The organism is Kitasatospora sp. NPDC028961, assembly GCF_055564815.1.
The window spans coordinates 77,473-95,150 of the sequence record NZ_JBVHVO010000018.1 but is presented as its reverse complement, the minus strand read 5'-3'; the positions used below and the strand labels follow the sequence as shown (position 1 = coordinate 95,150).

At 74.8% G+C, this 17,678-nt stretch carries 14 protein-coding genes and 1 pseudogene; 5 read left to right on the top strand and 10 right to left on the bottom strand.

The window, feature by feature from the left end:
- Positions 1–128 precede the first annotated feature (128 nt).
- The 3 genes from ACZ4UX_RS26150 to ACZ4UX_RS26140 are packed head-to-tail and all read right to left on the bottom strand — an operon-like array spanning position 129 to position 3,306.
- Positions 129–977 (bottom strand): carbohydrate ABC transporter permease, encoded by an 849-nt coding sequence (locus ACZ4UX_RS26150; protein ID WP_359806242.1) that lies wholly within the window; start codon positions 975–977, stop codon positions 129–131.
- Positions 974–1,951 carry a carbohydrate ABC transporter permease gene (locus ACZ4UX_RS26145; protein WP_465708451.1) on the bottom strand — a complete coding sequence of 326 codons (978 nt, stop codon included), beginning with the start codon at positions 1,949–1,951 and terminating at the stop codon, positions 974–976. Before ACZ4UX_RS26145 ends, ACZ4UX_RS26150 begins: the two co-directional genes overlap by 4 nt.
- A gap of 41 nt (positions 1,952–1,992) precedes the next feature.
- Positions 1,993–3,306, bottom strand: coding sequence for an extracellular solute-binding protein (locus ACZ4UX_RS26140; protein WP_352291708.1), 1,314 nt, complete (start codon positions 3,304–3,306; stop codon positions 1,993–1,995).
- A 321-nt stretch (positions 3,307–3,627) separates the two neighbouring features.
- Between ACZ4UX_RS26140 and ACZ4UX_RS26135 the strand changes: the two genes are divergently transcribed.
- Positions 3,628–4,578, top strand: coding sequence for an IclR family transcriptional regulator (locus tag ACZ4UX_RS26135; RefSeq protein ID WP_465708450.1), 951 nt, complete (start codon positions 3,628–3,630; stop codon positions 4,576–4,578).
- Positions 4,579–5,095: 517 nt separating this feature from the next.
- A complete protein-coding gene (locus ACZ4UX_RS26130) occupies positions 5,096–5,854 on the top strand; it encodes an alpha/beta hydrolase (RefSeq protein ID WP_359836003.1) in 759 nt (252 codons plus the stop codon).
- A gap of 20 nt (positions 5,855–5,874) precedes the next feature.
- Here the strand turns inward: ACZ4UX_RS26130 and ACZ4UX_RS26125 are convergent, their stop codons facing one another.
- From ACZ4UX_RS26125 to nirB, 5 genes and pseudogenes are all read right to left on the bottom strand, one after another.
- On the bottom strand, positions 5,875–6,483 hold the full coding sequence (locus ACZ4UX_RS26125) for a universal stress protein (RefSeq protein ID WP_465708449.1): 609 nt from the start codon (positions 6,481–6,483) through the stop codon (positions 5,875–5,877).
- Between the two features lie 187 nt (positions 6,484–6,670).
- The gene (locus ACZ4UX_RS26120) at positions 6,671–7,342 is read right to left on the bottom strand and encodes a TetR/AcrR family transcriptional regulator (protein ID WP_465708448.1); all 672 of its coding nucleotides are present in this window, start codon (positions 7,340–7,342) and stop codon (positions 6,671–6,673) included.
- Positions 7,343–7,434: 92 nt separating this feature from the next.
- Entirely contained in the window at positions 7,435–8,793 is a 1,359-nt protein-coding gene (locus ACZ4UX_RS26115) for a nitrate/nitrite transporter (protein WP_359835998.1), read from the bottom strand.
- Between the two features lie 104 nt (positions 8,794–8,897).
- Positions 8,898–9,230: pseudogene (nirD, locus tag ACZ4UX_RS26110) on the bottom strand (nitrite reductase small subunit NirD); the annotation flags it as partial.
- Complete coding sequence (nirB, locus tag ACZ4UX_RS26105) at positions 9,227–11,821, bottom strand: nitrite reductase large subunit NirB (protein WP_465708447.1); 2,595 nt, start codon at positions 11,819–11,821, stop codon at positions 9,227–9,229. The gene nirB and the pseudogene nirD, both read right to left, overlap by 4 nt.
- A 352-nt stretch (positions 11,822–12,173) precedes the next feature.
- On the opposite strand from nirB, the gene ACZ4UX_RS26100 reads away from it, so the two are divergent.
- The 3 genes from ACZ4UX_RS26100 to ACZ4UX_RS26090 all read left to right on the top strand — a co-directional run bounded on the left by ACZ4UX_RS26100 (position 12,174) and on the right by ACZ4UX_RS26090 (position 15,986).
- Positions 12,174–13,322 carry a uroporphyrinogen-III synthase gene (locus ACZ4UX_RS26100; RefSeq protein WP_465708446.1) on the top strand — a complete coding sequence of 383 codons (1,149 nt, stop codon included), beginning with the start codon at positions 12,174–12,176 and terminating at the stop codon, positions 13,320–13,322.
- Positions 13,323–13,483: 161 nt separating this feature from the next.
- Positions 13,484–14,242 carry a sirohydrochlorin chelatase gene (locus tag ACZ4UX_RS26095; RefSeq protein WP_465708445.1) on the top strand — a complete coding sequence of 253 codons (759 nt, stop codon included), beginning with the start codon at positions 13,484–13,486 and terminating at the stop codon, positions 14,240–14,242.
- A 154-nt stretch (positions 14,243–14,396) separates the two neighbouring features.
- Entirely contained in the window at positions 14,397–15,986 is a 1,590-nt protein-coding gene (locus ACZ4UX_RS26090; protein ID WP_465708444.1) for a carboxyl transferase domain-containing protein, read from the top strand.
- Between the two features lie 83 nt (positions 15,987–16,069).
- On the opposite strand, the gene ACZ4UX_RS26085 is transcribed toward ACZ4UX_RS26090, so the two are convergent.
- Positions 16,070–17,029, bottom strand: a complete 960-nt coding sequence (locus tag ACZ4UX_RS26085; protein WP_465708443.1) for a hypothetical protein — start codon at positions 17,027–17,029, stop codon at positions 16,070–16,072.
- Positions 17,026–17,559 carry a SigE family RNA polymerase sigma factor gene (locus ACZ4UX_RS26080; protein WP_329490929.1) on the bottom strand — a complete coding sequence of 178 codons (534 nt, stop codon included), beginning with the start codon at positions 17,557–17,559 and terminating at the stop codon, positions 17,026–17,028. Before ACZ4UX_RS26080 ends, ACZ4UX_RS26085 begins: the two co-directional genes overlap by 4 nt.
- Positions 17,560–17,678 lie beyond the last annotated feature (119 nt).

Here is a 17,678-nt window from a genome sequence, read left to right as displayed (position 1 = left end):
CGCGGGGGGGGTGGGCGCGGCCCACCGCCCCCGCGGTCCGGGCGGGTCGCCCGTCGGCACGTGCCCGGCCTGGGACCCCACTCCCGTGACCGGACCGCTGTCACCCGCCTCGGCCCCTTCCTCGCGGGTCAGTCCTTCACGGCGCCCGCCAGCCCGGAGACCAGCTTGCGCTGCACCGCGATGAAGAAGATCAGTACCGGCACGGTCATCAGGGTGGACGCCGCCATGATGCCGCCCCAGTCGTTCTCGTCCGGCTTGAAGAACACCAGCAGCGCCGAGGGGAGCGTCTGGTTCTCGGTGGCGCTGATGATGAAGGTCTTGGCGAAGACGAAGTCGTTCCACGCCGCGATGAAGGAGAACACGCTGGTCGCGGCCAGACCGGGGGCCACCAGCGGCAGCAGGATCCGCCACAGGATGCGGGTCCGGCTGGCACCGTCGATCTGGGCGGCCTCCTCGATGGAGACCGGGACGGCGGCGACGAAACCGCGCATCATCCAGATGCCGAACGGCAGTGAGAACGCCAGCTGCACCAGGATCAGCGAGGCCAGGGTGTTGAGGCCGATGCCCGGCGCGACCCGGCCGGCGTCGCGGAACATGAAGAACAGCGGAATGGTCAGCGCCTCGACCGGGATCATCTGGGCGATCAGGAACATCACCATGATCGTGGTGCGGAACCGGAAGCGGAAGCGGGTCACCGCCACCGCCGCCAGGAAGACCACCAGTGCCGACAGCACCACCACCGAGAGCGCGATGACCAGGCTGTTGAGGAAGTAGCGGCCGAACCCGTCGACGCTCAGCACCTGCCGGAAGCTCTCCAGCGTGGGGTGGGCGGTCCACGGCCTGGGATCCAGCGACTGCACCTCGCCCTTGGGCTTGAAGGCCGACAGCACCATCCAGAAGATCGGGAAGGCGGTGACGACGGCCACCAGGATCGCGGTGGTGTTGGCGGCGAGCCGCCAGCGGCTACGGGCGTTCACAGTTCATTCCCCGTCCGTCGCAGGGTGCGGATGTAGAGGACCGTCGGGATCACCAGGATCAGCAGCATGATCACGCCGATCGCCGCGCCGAGCCCGTACTGGGAGGAGGCGAACGCCTTCTGGTACGCGTACACGTTGAGCACGAGGTTCTGCCCGGCGATGCCGCCGCCCTCGGTCATCACGTAGATCTGGGTGAAGACCTTGAAGTCCCAGATGACCGACTGGATCACCACGACGGTCAGGATCGGCCGGAGCATCGGGGCGGTGATCCGGCGGAAGGTGGTCCAGGTGTTGGCGCCGTCCAGGGCGGCGGCCTCCAGGATCTCCTCGGGGATCGCCCGGATGCCCGCGTAGAGCGTCACCATCACGAACGGGAAGGAGTGCCAGACCACCACGGCACCGACGATGAGGAACGCCGACCACTTGTCGTAGAACCAGTTGTACTCGTGGAAGCCGCTCAGTCCGAGGTCGACCAGGGTCTTGTTGACCAGACCGAGGTTGGTGTCGAACAGGAAGCTCCACACCGTCGATCCGGTCATCGCCGGCGCCGCCCAGGCCGCCATCGCGGCGGTGGTCAGCACCAGCCGGGCCACCCGGCCGACCCTGGTCAGCAGCACCGCGAGGGTGGCGCCGACGGCCAGGGTGGCGATCACGCAGAACGCGGCGAAGCCGATCGTCTGGGTGAGCACCGACCAGAACTGGGTGTCGCTCAGGATCTTCTCGTAGTTGCCGAGGCCGACGAAGCTGGTGGGCACTCCCCCGGACGCCTGGGCCTGCCCGAAGTCCAGCACCGACAGCAGTCCGAGCTGGTAGATCGGGTAGGCCACCAGCGGGATCATGATGATCGCGGCCGGCAGGAGGAGCAGCAGCGGTGGGCGGCGCCGGCCGCGCGGGGGCGCGGCCGGGCCGGTGCCCCGACGACGCCCGCTCGGGGAAGTCGACGCCGCCGGGGCAGTCGTGGTGGGTGCGGACACGTACGGGACCTCTCTCGGGGCCTGCTCTCTCGGGCGTGCGATCAGTGACCGGCCGCGAAGGCCGAGGTGATCTGCGTGGCGGCGTCGCCCGAGGCCTTGGCCACGTCCGACTTTCCGGTGACGATCTGCTGGAGCATCGTCGGGATGACGGCCTGCGCGTCGATCTGCGCCCACGCCTGGTCCAGCGGAACGAACTTGGTGCCGGCCGCGATGGTGTCGGTGAACGGCTTCAGGAAGGCGTCCTTCGCCGCGACCTTGTCGTTGACGGACTTGAGGGTCGGCAGGTTCCCCATCGCGTCGTACATCTGCTCCTGGTAGCCGGGGCTCGCCAGCAGCTCGGCGAACTCGACCGCGAGGGTGCGGTGCTTGGCCGCCTTCATCACCCCGAGGTTGTTGCCGCCGCCGAACGCCGGGGCGATCGACCCGGACTTCTCGCCGGGCAGCGGGACGACGCCGTACTTGCCGTTGACCGGGCCCGCGTCGACCTTGCTGCGACTGGAGTTGGGCAGGATCGCCATCGCGGACTTGCCGGCCGCGAAGAGGTCGACGGTCTTGCCGCCGGTGAGGTCGGCGCACTGCTGGGCCGGGCAGCCGTCGGCGCCGAAGAGGTCCGTGTAGCGCTTGATCCCGGCCTGCGCGGCGGGCGAGTTGATCCCGGCCTTGAACGCGGCGCCGTCCTTGGTGGCGATGTCGCCACCGGCGTCCCAGACGAACGGCAGCGCACCGAAGGTGTACTTGCCGCCGACCGCGATGCCGAAGGTGTCCGGGTGCGCGGCGTGGATCTTCTGGTTGGCGGCCACCAGCTCCTGGTACGACTTCGGCGCGCTCAGCCCGGCCTCGGTGAAGAGGTCGGTGCGGTAGTACAGCGCACGGACGCCGACCCACCACGGCAGGCCGTAGGTCTTGCCGTCCAGCACGGCGGTCTTGGCGATCGCCGGGTCGAGGTCGCCCTTGTCCTTCCACTTGTCGAGGTCGGCGCCGATCTCGGCGAGGCCGCCGGCGGCGACGTAGCCGGGGAGGTCGGTGTTGCCGAACTCGACCAGGTCCGGGGCGCTGTTCGGGTCGTTGAACGCGCCCTTCATCTTGGCGGCGCGGGCCGAGGCATCGGTGTCGATGTAGCTGATGTCGACGGTGACGCCCTGGTGCGAGGCCTGGAACTCGGTGATCGCCTTGCTGATCACCGCCTCCTTCGCCGCGTTGCCGGCCTCGTTGTACAGCCAGACCTGAAGGGTGCCCGTCCGGTCGTCGCCGGCCCGGTCGCCGGCCGGCAGCGCGGTGCCGGGCGAACAGGCGGCGGCCGCGAGGCAGCTGGCGGCGAGGACGGTGGCCGCGGCGGTCCGTCTGATGAGTCGCATGGGTGGAGACCTCCCCTCCCGACAGCTGCCGCCGAGACGTGCGCCGCTGGGGACGGGCACGTCGAAGCAGGCCCTGACCGGGGCCGATGGTGGGTGCGTGAACGCCTTGATGTGGGGGTACGGCAGAGCGACCGCTCGGGTGGGCCGCGGCGCCTGCTCGATGCCACGGACGTTAGGCGGGGGCGCTCGGGGGCAACAAGAGGCCGTTCGGGAAGTTTTGCAGTGCACAACGCTGTATCGAAGAATCGGCTAACCCGGCGCGAGGGGGTACCGTCTGACCACCGCCGCAGACCGGCGGTGGAACGAGAGGGGAACGGACCGATGACGGAGACGGGGACCGGGTCGCAGGCCCGGCCACAGACCGGATCGGAACCCGGACCGAGACCCGCGCCGGAGCCCGCGCCGGCGGCCGGCGCGGTCGACGGGAGCGACTCCGGGGAGCCGGCGAAGGACGGCGCGGAGCCGGCGAAGACGGCCGCGAAGAAGGCGGCGGGTTCCGAGCGCAACCAGTCGTCCTCGCTGCGCCGCGCGCTGGCCGTCCTCGGCCACGTACGCGACCACGGCAACGGGCGGGGCGTACCGCTCGCCCAGCTCGCCGAGGCGCTGGGCCTCAACAAGAGCACCGTGCTGCGACTGGCCGGACCGCTGCTGGACGAGCACCTGCTCGACCGCGACCGGGAGACCGGCTGGTTCCGCCTCGGCCACGGCTCGCTCCGCCTCGGCCAGGCCTACCTGTCCACCCTCGACCTGCGCAGCGTCGCCGCCGAGCACCTGCGGCGGCTGCAGCGCGAGGCCGGCGAGACCGTGCACCTGACGGTCTGGCAGGCCCCCGGCATCGTGTACCTCGACAAGGTCGAGGACGAGACCAACGTCCGGATGGCCTCCCGGGTCGGCAGCCGGGCGCCCGCGTACTGCACCGCGACCGGAAAGGCGATCCTCGCCTGGCTGCCCGACGAGGCCGTCACCGAGGTGGTCGCCGCCGGGCTGCGCCCGGTCACCGCCTGGACCATCTCCGACGAGACGCACCTGCGGGCCGACCTCGCCCGGATCCGCGCCCGCGGCTACTCGATCGACGACCGGGAGAACGAGCCCGAGGTCCGCTGCGTCGCCGCCCCGATCTTCGACCACACCGGCGAGGTGACCGCCGCGCTGTCCGTCTCCGGCCTCACCTCGCGGATGACCGCCGCGCGGGTCCGCTCGCTCGGCCCGGTGGTCGCCCAGGTCGGCCTGCGGATCTCGCGCGAGCTCGGCTCCGACCGCCAGCCCGGCTGACCGCGTTCCGGCCGGCCGGCCGCATTCCGTCCGGCCGGCCGCATTTCCGGCCGGCGCGATTCCGGCGGCCAGGCCCCGGCGACGGGACCGTCGGTACCCGGAGAACGAATGAGGTCCGGTGCCTGGAAAGGCACCGGACCTCATTCGAATTGGAGCGCCAGGCCCGGGTTGAACGGACTCTCCCTACTGAAAGTAGGACGTGCTCCGGTAGCACCACTGACGCCTGACGAGGAATCATCTCCCTCGCGACAGGAAGAAGACTAGCAGGTCAGGAGCCGTGCTCCGAACCGGCCCGGGCATCGGCCGAATCCGGGAAAACAGAAGAGGTCCGGTGCCTGGAAAGGCACCGGACCTCGTCCGAATTGGAGCGCCAGGCCCGGGTTGAACGGACTCTCCCTACTGAAAGTAGGACGTGCTCCGGTAGCACCACTGACGCCTGACGAGAGATCATCTCCCTCGCGACAGGAAGTACAGTACCAGCTCGGAGACCCCGTCCCGAACCCGAGGAGAATCCCGGATGACCGGTCAGCGCCCCACCCCGCCCGAGGTCGTCGAGTACACCCCCGGCCACCTGATGGACGTCCACCGCCCGGTGGGTGCCGAAGGTCCGGCGGCCGTCGTCCTGCTCTGGCACGGGCGTGGCTCGGACGAGCGGGACGTGCTGCGGCCGCTGGCTCAGGAGGCGGCGGGGCTGGGGCTGCTGGTGCTCGTCCCCGACTGGCGCTCGGACCAGGAGGACGGCGGCCGTGCGCGGCTGCTGGCGTCGTTCGAGTACGCCCGCCGGGAGGCGGCCTCGTTCGGCGGCGATCCGGCCCGGTTCGTACTCGCCGGCTGGTCGCTGGGCGGGCGCGAGGCCGTCGCGCTGGCCACCCACCCGGACACCCCCGAGGAGGTCCGCCCGACGGCGGCCGTCGGGATCGCCTCCGCCTACGGCCGCCCGGCCGTGACCACGGGCGAGGCCCCCCTGCCGCTCCTCGCCGAGCGGCCCTCCCCCGTCCCGGTCTGGCTCGTGCACGGCACCGCCGACGACCTGGTGCCCGCGGCGCTGAGCCGGGAGCTGCACGCCGCGCTGACCGAGCGGCGCTCACCGGTACGGCTGCTGGAGCTGGACTCCGACCACGCCGGCGTGGTGCTGACCGAGTACGACCCGGCCGTGGAGCGCTGCCGCCCAGCCCGGGCGGACCACGCCGTGCGGGCCGGCCGCGCGACCGCCCGGGTCCTGGCCGAGGCGGCGGCCGTCGGCGCACCGGCCCGGGCGGCCGACCCGGCCCGCTGACCGAGCGAAGCGGGCCCCGGTCAGCTGCCGACGGTGAGGGGCAGCGCGCGGACGTGGTGGCGTTCGAGGGCTTCGAGGTCGCGCTGGAGCGGTGGCTTGGGCACCGCCAGGACGGGGCAGGCGGCGTGCCGCACGCAGTAGGCCGTCACGGACGGGCGCAGGGCGCGGGCGAGCGCCCCGCGGCCGCCGGCGCCGAGGACGAGCTGGTCCCCGGGGCGGTCGGCGGCGCTGACCAGGGCCCGGCCGGTCTCCCCGCGCACGGCCTGGCAGCGCAGCCGGACGCCCGCCGGGCCGCCGCCGAAGGCCTCGTCCAGGGCCTGCCGCAACCGGGCGACGGCCGCGTCGCAGCAAGCGCTGAGCAGCGGCGGGCAGGGGGACCGGCGGTAGCCGAACTCGCCGCCGGCCGGCGTCCAGCAGAGCACCGCGAGGACCTCGGCGTCGGTGCGGCGGGCCTCGGCGACCGCGTGGTGCAGGGCGGCCAGGCTGCCGAGTGACCCGCTGACCCCGACCACGAGGCGGCCGCGCCCGTCCGGTCCGCCCCCCGGCCCGCCACCCGGGCCGACCGTCGACTCGTCCGTCAACTCGTCCGTCGGCTCGTCCCCGTGGATTCCGGCGCCGTTGTCCGCCATCGCCCTGCCCGTCCTTCCGGCCTGTCCTGCCGCGCTGTCGCGCTCTCGCGCTGTCTCGCTGTCGGACTCAGCAAAGCCGGGCCGCGGCCGGAGCGGCCGTCCGTTGACGGAGCCCTGACGCGCGGCGGGCCGATCCGTACGCGGTCCTGACGGCGCTCCCCCGACGGCAGCGAGGTGCGCGGCCGGGTCATGCGCCGGGGCCGTCCGCCTCCCAGAGGTCGGCGAACATCTTGTCCAGGTGCTCCTCGCCGATCGGCGGGACGGGGAGCGGGTGGGCGGCCCGGGTGCGGAAGCCGTCGAGCAGGAGGGCGAGGTAGCGGCGCCAGAGGTCGGGGCGCAGCTCGGTGGTGGCGGGCAGGGCCCGGCAGAGCGGGCCGAGCATGAAGAGCAGGTCCATGGTGGCGACGTCGGGGCGCATGGTGCCCTGCTGCTGCGCCCGGGCGACCAGGGTGCCGACCGTCACCGCGTTCTGCCGGCTGATCGCGATCATCGCGGGGGTGGTGGGGATGGCCTGGGTGACCAGGTCGTTGATGCCCCGGTCGGCGGCGACCAGCTCGAAGATCCGCTCGAAGTAGCGCTCGATCGCGCTCCAGGCGTCCTCGGCGGCCAGTGCCTCCCGGGCCGCGCCGTCGAGCAGTGCGGCGGCGTCGGCGAAGACCTCGGCGATCAGTGCCTCGCGGGTCGGGAAGTGCCGGTACAGCGTCGCGTTGCCGACGCCGGCCTCCTTGGCGATCTGGTCCAGCGGGACGTCCAGGCCGTGCCGGGAGAACAGCTCGCGGGCGGCGGCCAGCAGCAGGTCGCGGTTGCGCTGGGCGTCGCGTCGCAGCCGGCCGGGGGTCGTCGCACTGCTCGATGCCATGCGACGACCCTAGCAATCGCGTCCGCCCGGGCCCGGGCACCGGACCGGCCCCGGGGTGGGCGACACCCCGGGGCCGGTCCGTGCGACCGCGGTCAGCGTGACGCGCGGGGCCGCAGCCAGACCGCCCAGGTCAGCGCCGAGCAGAACAGGTAGGCCGCGAGGAAGCCGAGGTACGCGGCGTCGCCGTTGTGGGTGCTGAGGAAGGACTGCCGGAAGGCCAGGTTGACCAGCACCCCGCCGAACGCCCCCACCGCCCCGGCCAGTCCGATCAGCGCGGACGACCGGCGGCGCGAGTCGGCCTCGGCCCCGGCCGGATCGGCGCCGGCCGCGACCTCCGCCCGGGCCCGGTCCTGGTAGTGCGCCGGGATCATCTTGTAGGTCGAGCCGTTGCCGATGCCGCTCAGCACGAACAGCGCGACGAAGCCGGCGAGGAACAGCGGCAGCGAACCGGCCCGGGAGGCGGCCAGCACGACGGCCGTGCCGGCGCCCATCCCCACGAAGGTGGCCAGGGTGACCCGCGGACCGCCCCAGCGGTCGGCCAGCCGCCCGCCGACCGGCCGCAGCAGCGAGCCGAGCAGCGGCCCGAGGAAGGTCAGCGCGGCAGCCTTGACCGGGGTGTCGAAGCGGTCGTGGAACTGCACCTGCAGGACCTGCCCGAAGGCGAAGCCGAAGCCGATGAACGAGCCGAAGGTGCCGATGTACAGGGTGGAGACCGCCCAGCCGTAGGGGTCGCGGGCGACCTCGCGCAGCGCCCGGCCCTCGCCCCGCGGCGGGACGGCGAGGTTGTCCATCCGCCACCAGGCCCCGGCCGCGGCCAGCACGATCAGCGGCAGGTAGAGCAGCGGCAGCAGCCGGGGGTGGGCCGCGCCGGCGGTGGCGAGCACCAGCAGGCCGAGCAGCTGCACCGCCGGGACGCCGAGGTTGCCGCCGCCGGCGTTGATGCCGAGCGCCCAGCCCTTGAGGCGGTGCGGGTAGAAGGCGTTGATGTTGGCCATCGAGGAGGCGAAGTTGCCGCCGCCGACCCCGGCGACGCAGGCCACCGCGAGCAGGGTGCCGTAGTGCACGCCCGGGGTCAGCACCAGCGCCGCCAGCGCGGTGGGGACGAGCAGCAGCAGTGCGCTGATCACCGTCCAGTTGCGGCCGCCGAACCGGGCCACCGCGAAGGTGTACGGCAGGCGCAGCGTCGCGCCGAGGGCGGTGGGCAGGGCGGTCAGGGTGAACTTGCCGGCCGTGTCGATGTGGTACTCGGGGCCGAGGAAGAGCACGAGCACCGACCAGAGGCTCCAGACCGAGAAGCCGATGTGTTCGGAGAGCACCGAGAAGACCAGGTTGCGCCGGGCGATCCGGGCTCCGGTCCGGTCCCAGAACGCGGTGTCCTCCGGGTCCCAGCCGGCGAGCACGGTCGGGGCGGGTCTGCTGCCGGGGCGTCCGGTCTCGACGACGGCGCTCATGCGGGGGCCTGCGCGGTGGCGCGGGCGGACACGGCGGGGCGGGCGGGCACGGCGGGGCGGGCGGGCACGGCGGGGCGGGCCGCGGCGGGCGCCGGCTCCACCGCGCTGCGGACCGGCCAGAGCCTGAGGACGGCGGGGGTGCCGTCGGGGGCGGTCTCCTCGTCGAGGCAGCGGCCGTCCGTCAGGTCGAAGACCTGCTTGTACATCGGGGACGCCAGGGTGGGCCGCTCGCCGCGGCTGCCGAGCAGGCCGCGCGAGAGGACGTGCGCGCCGCTGAACGGGTCCCGGTTGTCGAGGGCGTGCAGGCCGCCGGAGCGGTCCCGGAAGACGGCCACCTGCTCGCCGTCGAGCAGCACCGCCACTCCGCGTCCGGGTTGCAGGTCGTCGAGGGTGCAGACGGTACGCCAGCGGGTGCCGTCGTGGATTTCCACGGTCACGGGGTGAGCACCTCCAGTCGGGGCCCGGCCACCAGGACCGGAGCGGGGGTGGTGAGGACGCGCCCGACCTCGCCGGGGCGGGCGGGGCGGATCTGGCCGCGTTCGGGGACGAAGGTGACGGCCGGGTCCGGGGTACCGGGGGCGTTGACAAAGGAGGAGAAGCGCCGGAGCCGGTCGGGGTCGGCCAGGGTGGCCGCCCATTCGTCCTGGTAGCAGCCGATGTGACGGGCCATCAGCTCGTCCAGCTCGGCGGCGATGCCGAGCGAGTCGTCGATGACCACCGCGCGCAGGTGGTCCAGACCGCCCTCCAGGCGGTCCAGCCAGACCGAGGTGCGCTCCAGGCGGTCGGCGGTGCGGATGTAGAACATCAGGTAGCGGTCGATGGTGCGGATCAGCGTCTCGCGGTCCAGATCGGCCGCCAGCAAGTCGGCATGACGGGGCGTCATACCGCCGTTGCCGCCGACGTAGAGGTTCCAGCCGGCCGAGGTGGCGATCACGCCGAAGTCCTTGCTCTGCGCCTCGGCGCACTCGCGGGCGCAGCCCGAGACCGCCGACTTGAGCTTGTGCGGGGAGCGCAGGCCCCGGTAGCGCAGTTCGAGCTCGATCGCGAGGGCGACGGAGTCCTGGACGCCGTAGCGGCACCAGGTCTCGCCGACACAGGACTTCACGGTGCGCAGCGCCTTGCCGTAGGCGTGGCCGGACTCGAAGCCGGCGTCCACCAACCTGGCCCAGATGCTCGGGAGTTGGTCCACGCTGGCACCGAAGAGGTCGATCCGCTGGCCACCGGTGATCTTGGTGTAGAGGCCGTAGTCGCGGGCGATCTCACCGATCGTGATCAGGCCCTCGGGGGTGATCTCACCGCCGGGCACCCGTGGCACCACCGAGTAGGAGCCGTTGCGCTGCAGGTTGGCGAGGAAGTGGTCGTTGGAGTCCTGCAGCGCGGCCTGCTCGCCGTCCAGGATGTGGCCGCCGCCGAGGCTGGCCAGGATCGAGGCGACGGTCGGCTTGCAGACCTCGCAGCCCTCGCCCTGCCCGTACCGGTCGAGCAGGTCGGAGAAGCCGGTGATGCCGGTGACCCGGACGATCTCGTACAGCTCCGCGCGGGTCTGCGCGAAGTGCTCGCACAGGCCGGTCTGCGGGGCGAACCCGGCGGCCGCCAGCTCCTCGCCGACCACGGTGCCGAGCTGCTTGACGCAGCTGCCGCAGCCGGTGCCGGCCCGGGTGCACTTCTTGACCGCGGCGACGCTGTCGCAGCCCTGCTCACGGACGGCGGCGCGGACCGCCCCCTGGGTGACGTTGTGGCAGGAGCAGAGCACCGCCTCGTCGGGCAGCGCGACCGGTCCGGCGGTGGAGAGCCCGGCGGGCAGCACCAGCTGCTCGGGCGGGACGGTCAGCGGCCGGCCGGCCACCGCGAGCGGGCGCAGGGTGCCGTAGGAGTCGGTGTCGCCGACCAGGACGCCGCCCAGCAGCGCGCCGTCGGCGCCGATCACCAGCTTGCGGTAGACGCCGAGCCGGCTGTCGCTGTAGAGCACGTCGACGGCGCCCTCGGCGGCGCCGTGCGGGTCGCCGAAGCTGGCCACGTCCACGCCGAGCAGCTTGAGCTTGGTGGAGATGTCCGCGCCCACGAAGCCGTCGCCGGGGCGGTCGGCCAGTTCGCGGGCGGCGGTCTCGGCCATCTGGTACCCGGGGGCGACCAGGCCGTAGACCCGGCCGTCGGCGGCCTGGGCACACTCGCCGATGGCCAGCACGGCCGGGTCGGCGGTGCGGCAGCGCTCGTCGACCACGATGCCGCCGCGGGCGCCGACCGGCAGGCCGCAGTCGCGGGCCAGCTGGTCGCGCGGGCGGATGCCGGCGGAGAACACCACCAGGTCGGCGGCGAGTTCGCGACCGTCGGAGAGGCTCAGCGCCCGCACCCGGCCCTCCGGGCCGGTCGCCACGGCGTCGGCGGCGGCACTGGTGTGCACGGTCACGCCGAGGTCCTCGATCTTGCGGCGGAGCAGGGCCCCGCCACCGTCGTCCACCTGGACGGCCATCAGCCGGGGCGCGAACTCGACCACGTGGGTGGACAGGCCCGTCGCCCGCAGCGCGCCGGCGGCCTCCAGGCCGAGCAGGCCGCCGCCGACCACCACGCCGATCGTCGCCCGCTCGGCGTCGGCCCGGATCGCGTCCAGGTCCTCGATGGTCCGGTAGACGTGGCAGCCGGCCGCGTCCCGGCCGGGGACGGGCGGCACGAAGGGCGCGGACCCGGTGGCCAGCACCAGGGCGTCGTAACGCACCTGCCGGCCGGCCCGGGTGGTGACCGTACGGGCGGCGCGGTCGATGGCGGTGACCGGGTCGCCGAGGCGCAGGTCGATGCCGTACTCGGCGAGGAAGCCGGGCGGGCAGAGCGCGAGGTCCTCGGGCGTCCGGCCGTCGAACAGCGAGCTGAGGTGGACGCGGTCGTAGGCCGGGCGCGGCTCCTCGGCGAGGACGGTGACCCGCCAGCGATCGGCGCCGGGCTGCTCAGTCCAGGCCTCCAGGAAGCGCTGGCCAACCATGCCGTGGCCGACCAGGACGAGCTCCCCTGGTCGGTCGGGCGAGTGCGACGTCATCGCGGTACTCCTCGGGTCGTACGGGGGGTGCGGGGTGGCGGGGTCTGCGGGGGGCTGCTCGGGCGAGCGGGTACGGCGGGTGGGGCGGGTACGGCGAGTGGGCCGGGTACGGCGAGCGGGGCGGGTGTCCGGCGAGCGGCCCGTCGGGCGCCGTCCTCATGCCGAAGAATCTGACCGGTGGTCGTTTCGCGGTCGGGTCCCCCGTGTTGCGCGCGCGGTACGCCTCGCTCACGGCCTCCGGGGGACGGGGTGCGCGGCAGGACATCAGCCGTAACCGGGGGGCCGGTTTCGCTTACGCCCGGGTGACCGGCGGGCAACCCCGCCGTAACGCGGAGAAAGCACCCTTGCGCCCATGGCAACCTCCCCCACCCCCACCGGCCCGCGTCCCGGCACACCCCCCGGCCCACTGACCGGCTTCACGATCGGGGTGACCGCGGCCCGCCGCCGCGACGAGCTGGTCGCCCTGCTCAGCCGGCGCGGCGCCCAGGTGGTCGAGGCCCCCGTGCTGCGGATCACCCCGCTGGCCGACGACCTCGCCCTGCGCCGGGCCACCGAACTCTGCCTGGCCGCCCCGCTGGACTACGTGGTGGCCACCACCGGCGTCGGCTGGCGCGGCTGGATGAGCGCCGCCGAGGGGTGGGGCCGGGGTGCCGCCCTGGCCGACGCCTGCCGCAGCGCCGTGGTGCTCAGCCGCGGCCCCAAGGCGACCGGCGCCGTCCGGGCGAGCGGCCTCGACGAGGCCTTCTCCCCCGGCTCCGAGGCCACCGACGAGCTGCTCACCTGGCTGCTCGCCCGCCCGCTGGCCGGCCGTCGGGTCGCCATCCAGGAGCACGGCATCCGGCTGGACGCCTTCGCGGCGGCGCTGCGCGAGCGCGGCGCCGAGGTGATCTCCGTACCGGTCTACCGCTGGGAGGCCCCGGACGACCCGACGCCGGTACGGCGGCTGGTCGAGCAGACCGTCCGGCGGCAGGTCCACGCGCTCACCTTCACCAGCGCCCCGGCCGTCAGCGCCTTCGTGGAGACGGCCACCGCCGAAGGACTGCGGGAGCCGCTGCTGGACGCCCTGCGCGGCGACGTCCTGCCGGTCTGCGTCGGCGCGCTCTGCGCCCGGCCGTTCGCCGACCTCGGCCTGCCCGTGCTGTTCCCCGAGCGCGGCCGGCTGGGCTCCCTGGTCCGCTACCTCGGCGAGACACTGCCCGGCCGGAACCGGCGCGAACTCGCCCTCGCCGGAAGGCTGCTGACCCTCCAGGGCAACGCCGTACTGGTCGACGGCGAGAGCCACTGGCTGAGCCCGCGCGGCGCGGCCGTGCTGCGGGCGCTCGCCGAACAGCCGGGCCGGGTGCTCAGCCGGGCCGAACTGCTGCGCACCGTCTGGGTGGACGCGGTGGCGGACGAGCACGCGGTCGAGGCGGCGATCGGCCGGCTGCGGGCCGCGCTCGGGCCGCACGGCGGGCTGATCCGGACGGTCCCGAAGCGCGGCTACCGGCTGGCGGCGGCCTGATGCGCCGGACAGCCGCGCGGCGGAACGGGCCGGAGCGGACGACCGACGCGGCCCCGCGGAACCTGACGGACCGGGTGCCCGGCGACGGTCCCCGGGCCCGGCCGGTGATGAGCCCGGTGCGGGGGCCGGCGGTCCGGCCGGCGCCGGGCGGTGGCCGCCCGGTGCTGCTGGCCGTCGCACACGGCAGCCGCGATCCGGCCGGAACGGCCGCGACCAGCGCGCTGCTCGCCCGGGTCCGCGCGCTGCGCCCCGAACTCGACGTCCGCTGCTGCTTCCTGGACCTCGCCGCGCCCTCCCTGCCCACCGCGCTGGACGGGCTGACCGCCGGCGAGCCCGCCGTCCTGGTGCCGCTGCTCCTCGGTACCGGCTACCACCTGCGGGTGGACATCCCCGGCGCGCTGGCCGATGCCGGTCTGCCGCACGTCCGGCTCGCCCCCGCGCTGGGCCCGAGCCCGCTGCTGGCCGCCGCCCTGGCGGACCGGCTCGCCGAGAGCGGCCGCCCGGCCGGCGCCGGACCGGTGGTGCTCGCGGCGGCCGGCTCCTCCGACCCGGCCGCCGCCGCGGACACCGCCCGGACAGCGCGGCTGCTCGCCCGCCGGCTCGGCGAGGGCCGGCCGGTCGTCCCCGCCTACCTCTCGGCGGCCCGGCCGACTCCGCAGGAGGCGGTCGAGGCCCTGCACGCGGCCGGCCACCGCGAGGTCGCCGTCGCCACCTACCTGCTCGGCCCGGGGTTCTTCGCCGACCGGGCGGCCGGCACCGCCGCCCGGTGGACCAGCGCCCCGCTCGGCACGCACGACGCGCTCGCCCGCCTGGTCGCCGACCGCTACGACCGGGCCTGCCGCCCGGCCCGCGCCGGCCGCGCCGACCACGCCGACCACGCCGCCGTGCCCCGGCGGGAGGAGGCCGCCGCGCTCCGCTGAGCCGGCGCACGGCGGTCGACGCGGTCGGCGCGCGCAACCCCCGCCCCCGAAGCTGTCGACCCGGTCACACCCGCCCGTCGGTCCGGGACGGCTGGTCGGCCGCTGCGTAGGGTGGATCTTGTCGATGCGGACGGCTCGGACGGCGGGGTGGGTTGTGGGGACCGGAAGTTCACTGACGGCACGTCAACTCATCGGCCTGCTGGTGGACCCGGGCTCGTTCCGGAGCTGGGACGAGCCGGTCGGGGCGCAGTCGGCCGACGCCGACTACCTGGCCGCACTGGCCCGGGCGCGCGAACGCACCGGGGTGGACGAAGCGGTGATCACCGGGGTCGGGCTGCTCGCCGGCCGGCCGGTGGCGCTGGTCGCCTCCGAGTTCGGCTTCCTCGGCGGCTCGATCGGGGTGGCCACCGCGGAACGGATCACCCGGGCCGTGGAACGGGCGACGGCCGAGCGGCTCCCGCTGGTCGCCCTGCCGGTCTCGGGCGGGACGCGGATGCAGGAGGGGTCGGCGGCCTTCCTCTGCATGCTGCGCATCACCGCCGCCGTCCAGGCCCACCGCGCGGCCGGCCTGCCGTACCTCAGCTACCTGCGCAACCCCACCATGGGCGGGGTCTTCGCCTCCTGGGGGACGCTGGGACAGCTGGTGTTCGCCGAGCCGCGGGCCCGGCTCGGGTTCCTCGGGCCCCGGGTGTACCAGGAGTTGCGGGGCGTGGAGCTGCCCGCGGACGTGCAGCTCGCGGAGACCCTGGCCGGGCGCGGCCTGGTGGACGCCGTGGTGGCGCCGGAGGACCTGCGGGAGGTGCTGCGACGGTCGCTGGCCGTCCTGGCCCCGGCCACGACGGCGCCGGACGGCGCGTCCGCGTCCGCACCCGTACCGGAGGCCGCACCCGCACCGGATACCGTGACCGCACCGGACACCGCGAACGCGCCCGACACCGCGACCGCCCGAGAGCCGGACGCCTGGGACTCCGTGCGGCGCACCCGCCGCCCCGACCGGCCGGGGGCGCGCGAGCTGCTGCGCCGGACGGCCGACGAGCTGGTCCTGCTGGACGCGCCCGGCGGCCGCGGCGGCGCCCTGGTCCGGGCCCTCGCCGTCCTGCACGGACGGCCCGCCCTGATCGTCGGGCAGCAACGGCAGGGTCCGGACCACGAACGCCCGTTCACCGCCGCCGACCTGCGGGCCGTGCGGCGCAGCGCCCGGCTGGCCGAGCAGCTCGGCCTGCCGCTGGTCACCGTCGTCGACACGGCGGGCGCCGAGCTGTCCGCGGCGGCCGAACTGGACGGCATCGCCGTCGAGATCGCGCACTGCCTGACCACCCTGCTCGCCCTGCGCACGCCGGTGCTGGCAGTGCTGCTCGGCCAGGGCTCGGGCGGCGGCGCCCTCGCCCTGCTGCCCGCCGACCGGGTGCTCGCCGCCGGCCACGCGTGGCTCGCGCCGCTGCCGCCCGAGGGCGCCTCCGCGATCGTCCACCGGGACGGCGCGCACGCCGCCGACCTCGCCCGCTCGCAGGGAATCGGCGCGGCCGACCTGGCGGCGGTCGGCCTGGTCGACGCCGTGGTGCCCGAACGGCCGGACGCCGCCGACGAGCCGGCCGCGTTCTGCGACCGGCTCGGCCGGGCGGTCGGCGCGGCGCTCACCGCACTCGTCGGAGTACCGGAGGCCGAGCGGCTCACCGCCCGCGCCCGGCGCCACCGCCGGCTCGGGGACCTGCTCGTCGACCCGGCCCGCGGCGGCTCCGCCTAGGACTCACTGACCAGTCGCGCCGCATCGGCGCGCGGCGGGAACGGTCGGACAGGCCGTGGCTCACCCGGGAGGCGGGTCCGGCCTCACTTCAGGAAGTCGACGTGGTCACCGCCCTTCATCGGCACGCCGTCGCGGTCGAAGAGCTGCCACGACTGCGCGGCCTTGCCCGCCGGCCGGGCCACCGCGATCCAGCGCACCGGGGAGTCCCCCACGGTGACCGGCTGCGGCTCGTACGTCGTGCCGTCCGTCCAGGTCACCGTCACCCGGCCGACGTTCGGGTCGAGCCGCGCCGACACCACGTCGAGCGGGGCCACGGTGTCGCCCTTGCCCCGGTGGCCGACCAGGCCCCCGCTGAGCGAACCCACCGTGTCGACGGGCGTCGCGGGCGCGGACGGCGCCGGGACGCTGCCCTGGGAGTCATGACCGAGGCGCACGCCGTCCACCGTGAAGTAGGTGTTCGTGACGTCGTCCCGGGGCTGCCAGTACTGCTTGACGAACTCCTCCGTCGGCGCGGTGAGCTCCGGGTCCACGGCGTGCCGCTCCTGCCAGATCGCCTGGGCCTGCTGGTAGGCCTGGTCCTGCCGGGCGAGCGGCCAGAGCGCGATCCAGAGCTTCCACTCCTTGCCGTCGGCGGTGCCCTGGGCGACCACCGCCCGGGCCGGGGTGAAGGGGTCGCGGACCGCCGCCGTCGGCGGGGCCGTGGTGGTGGAGGTGTCGGCCGCCGGGCCGCCACCGGTGCCGCCGCCGGTCCCGGACCCGGCCGGGGCGAGCGCCCCCACCGACGTGCCGCCGGCGGCGGCTCCGTGCAGACCCATCGTCGTGCCGCCGGCCAGCACCACCACGGTGCCCAGCGCGACCGCCCCCACCAGGGTCCGGCGCCGCCGCCGCAACCGGCGACCGCCCGCCATGATCTCCGGCAGCGGCACCGCTCCGACCCGCGCCCCGGCCGCGGCCTCCGCCAGCCCGAGCCCGACCCACACCGCCGAGTCGCCGTCGTCCGTCGCGCCCGCGGCGCCCGTCCGGTCGTTGCCACGCATGCTCATACCGCACCTCCGACGTGTGTCATGCCCTTGAGTTCCTTCAGCACCGAGACCTCTCGGAGCCTCGCTATCCCCTTCGCCGCCTGGCTGCGCACCGCTCCCACCGAGCAGCCCATCGCCACGGCGGCCTGGCTGTCGCTCAGGTCCTCCCAGTGGCGCAGCACGACGGCCTCGCGCTGGCGGGGCGGCAGGGTGGCGAGCGCGGCCAGCAACGCCGAGCGCTGGTCGGACCGCGCGTAGCCGTCCTCCTCGCCCGCCGTCTCCGGCACGGCGTGGACCAGCAGTTCCGGCGGGCGGCGCCGGAAGCGGCGGGCGTGCTGGTTCACCAGGATCCGCCGCACGTAGGCGTAGGGGTCCTCGGCCCGGCGGACCTTCCCCCAGGCCGCGCAGGCCTTCTCCGCCGCGGACTGCACCAGGTCCTCGGCCGCGTACTGCTCCCCGGCCAGCAGGTACGCCGTACGCAGCAGCCGTGGCCAGGCCCCGACGATGAACGCCTGGAACTCGTCGTCCCGGTCGGTCTTCGTTTCTCCCATGAGCACCTCCTCACCCCTCCTGAGCCCGGACCGGGCCGGAACCGCTTCCTCCGCGGCGAATCCGGTGCGGTCCGCGTTCGCGCCCGGGGCACCGGGCGGTGCGGTAGGGGAGGTGGGAA

Bases quoted from the DNA above. Each gene is read 5' to 3' on its own strand.
- ACZ4UX_RS26135 (WP_465708450.1), top strand. From the start codon at position 3,628: ATGACGGAGACGGGGACCGGGTCGCAGGCCCGGCCACAGACCGGATCG.
- ACZ4UX_RS26080 (WP_329490929.1), bottom strand. From the start codon at position 17,559: ATGGGAGAAACGAAGACCGACCGGGACGACGAGTTCCAGGCGTTCATC.
- nirB (WP_465708447.1), bottom strand. From the start codon at position 11,821: ATGACGTCGCACTCGCCCGACCGACCAGGGGAGCTCGTCCTGGTCGGC.
- ACZ4UX_RS26100 (WP_465708446.1), top strand. From the start codon at position 12,174: ATGGCAACCTCCCCCACCCCCACCGGCCCGCGTCCCGGCACACCCCCC.
- ACZ4UX_RS26085 (WP_465708443.1), bottom strand. From the start codon at position 17,029: ATGAGCATGCGTGGCAACGACCGGACGGGCGCCGCGGGCGCGACGGAC.
- ACZ4UX_RS26115 (WP_359835998.1), bottom strand. From the start codon at position 8,793: ATGAGCGCCGTCGTCGAGACCGGACGCCCCGGCAGCAGACCCGCCCCG.
- ACZ4UX_RS26120 (WP_465708448.1), bottom strand. From the start codon at position 7,342: ATGGCATCGAGCAGTGCGACGACCCCCGGCCGGCTGCGACGCGACGCC.
- ACZ4UX_RS26125 (WP_465708449.1), bottom strand. From the start codon at position 6,483: ATGGCGGACAACGGCGCCGGAATCCACGGGGACGAGCCGACGGACGAG.
- ACZ4UX_RS26130 (WP_359836003.1), top strand. From the start codon at position 5,096: ATGACCGGTCAGCGCCCCACCCCGCCCGAGGTCGTCGAGTACACCCCC.
- ACZ4UX_RS26140 (WP_352291708.1), bottom strand. From the start codon at position 3,306: ATGCGACTCATCAGACGGACCGCCGCGGCCACCGTCCTCGCCGCCAGC.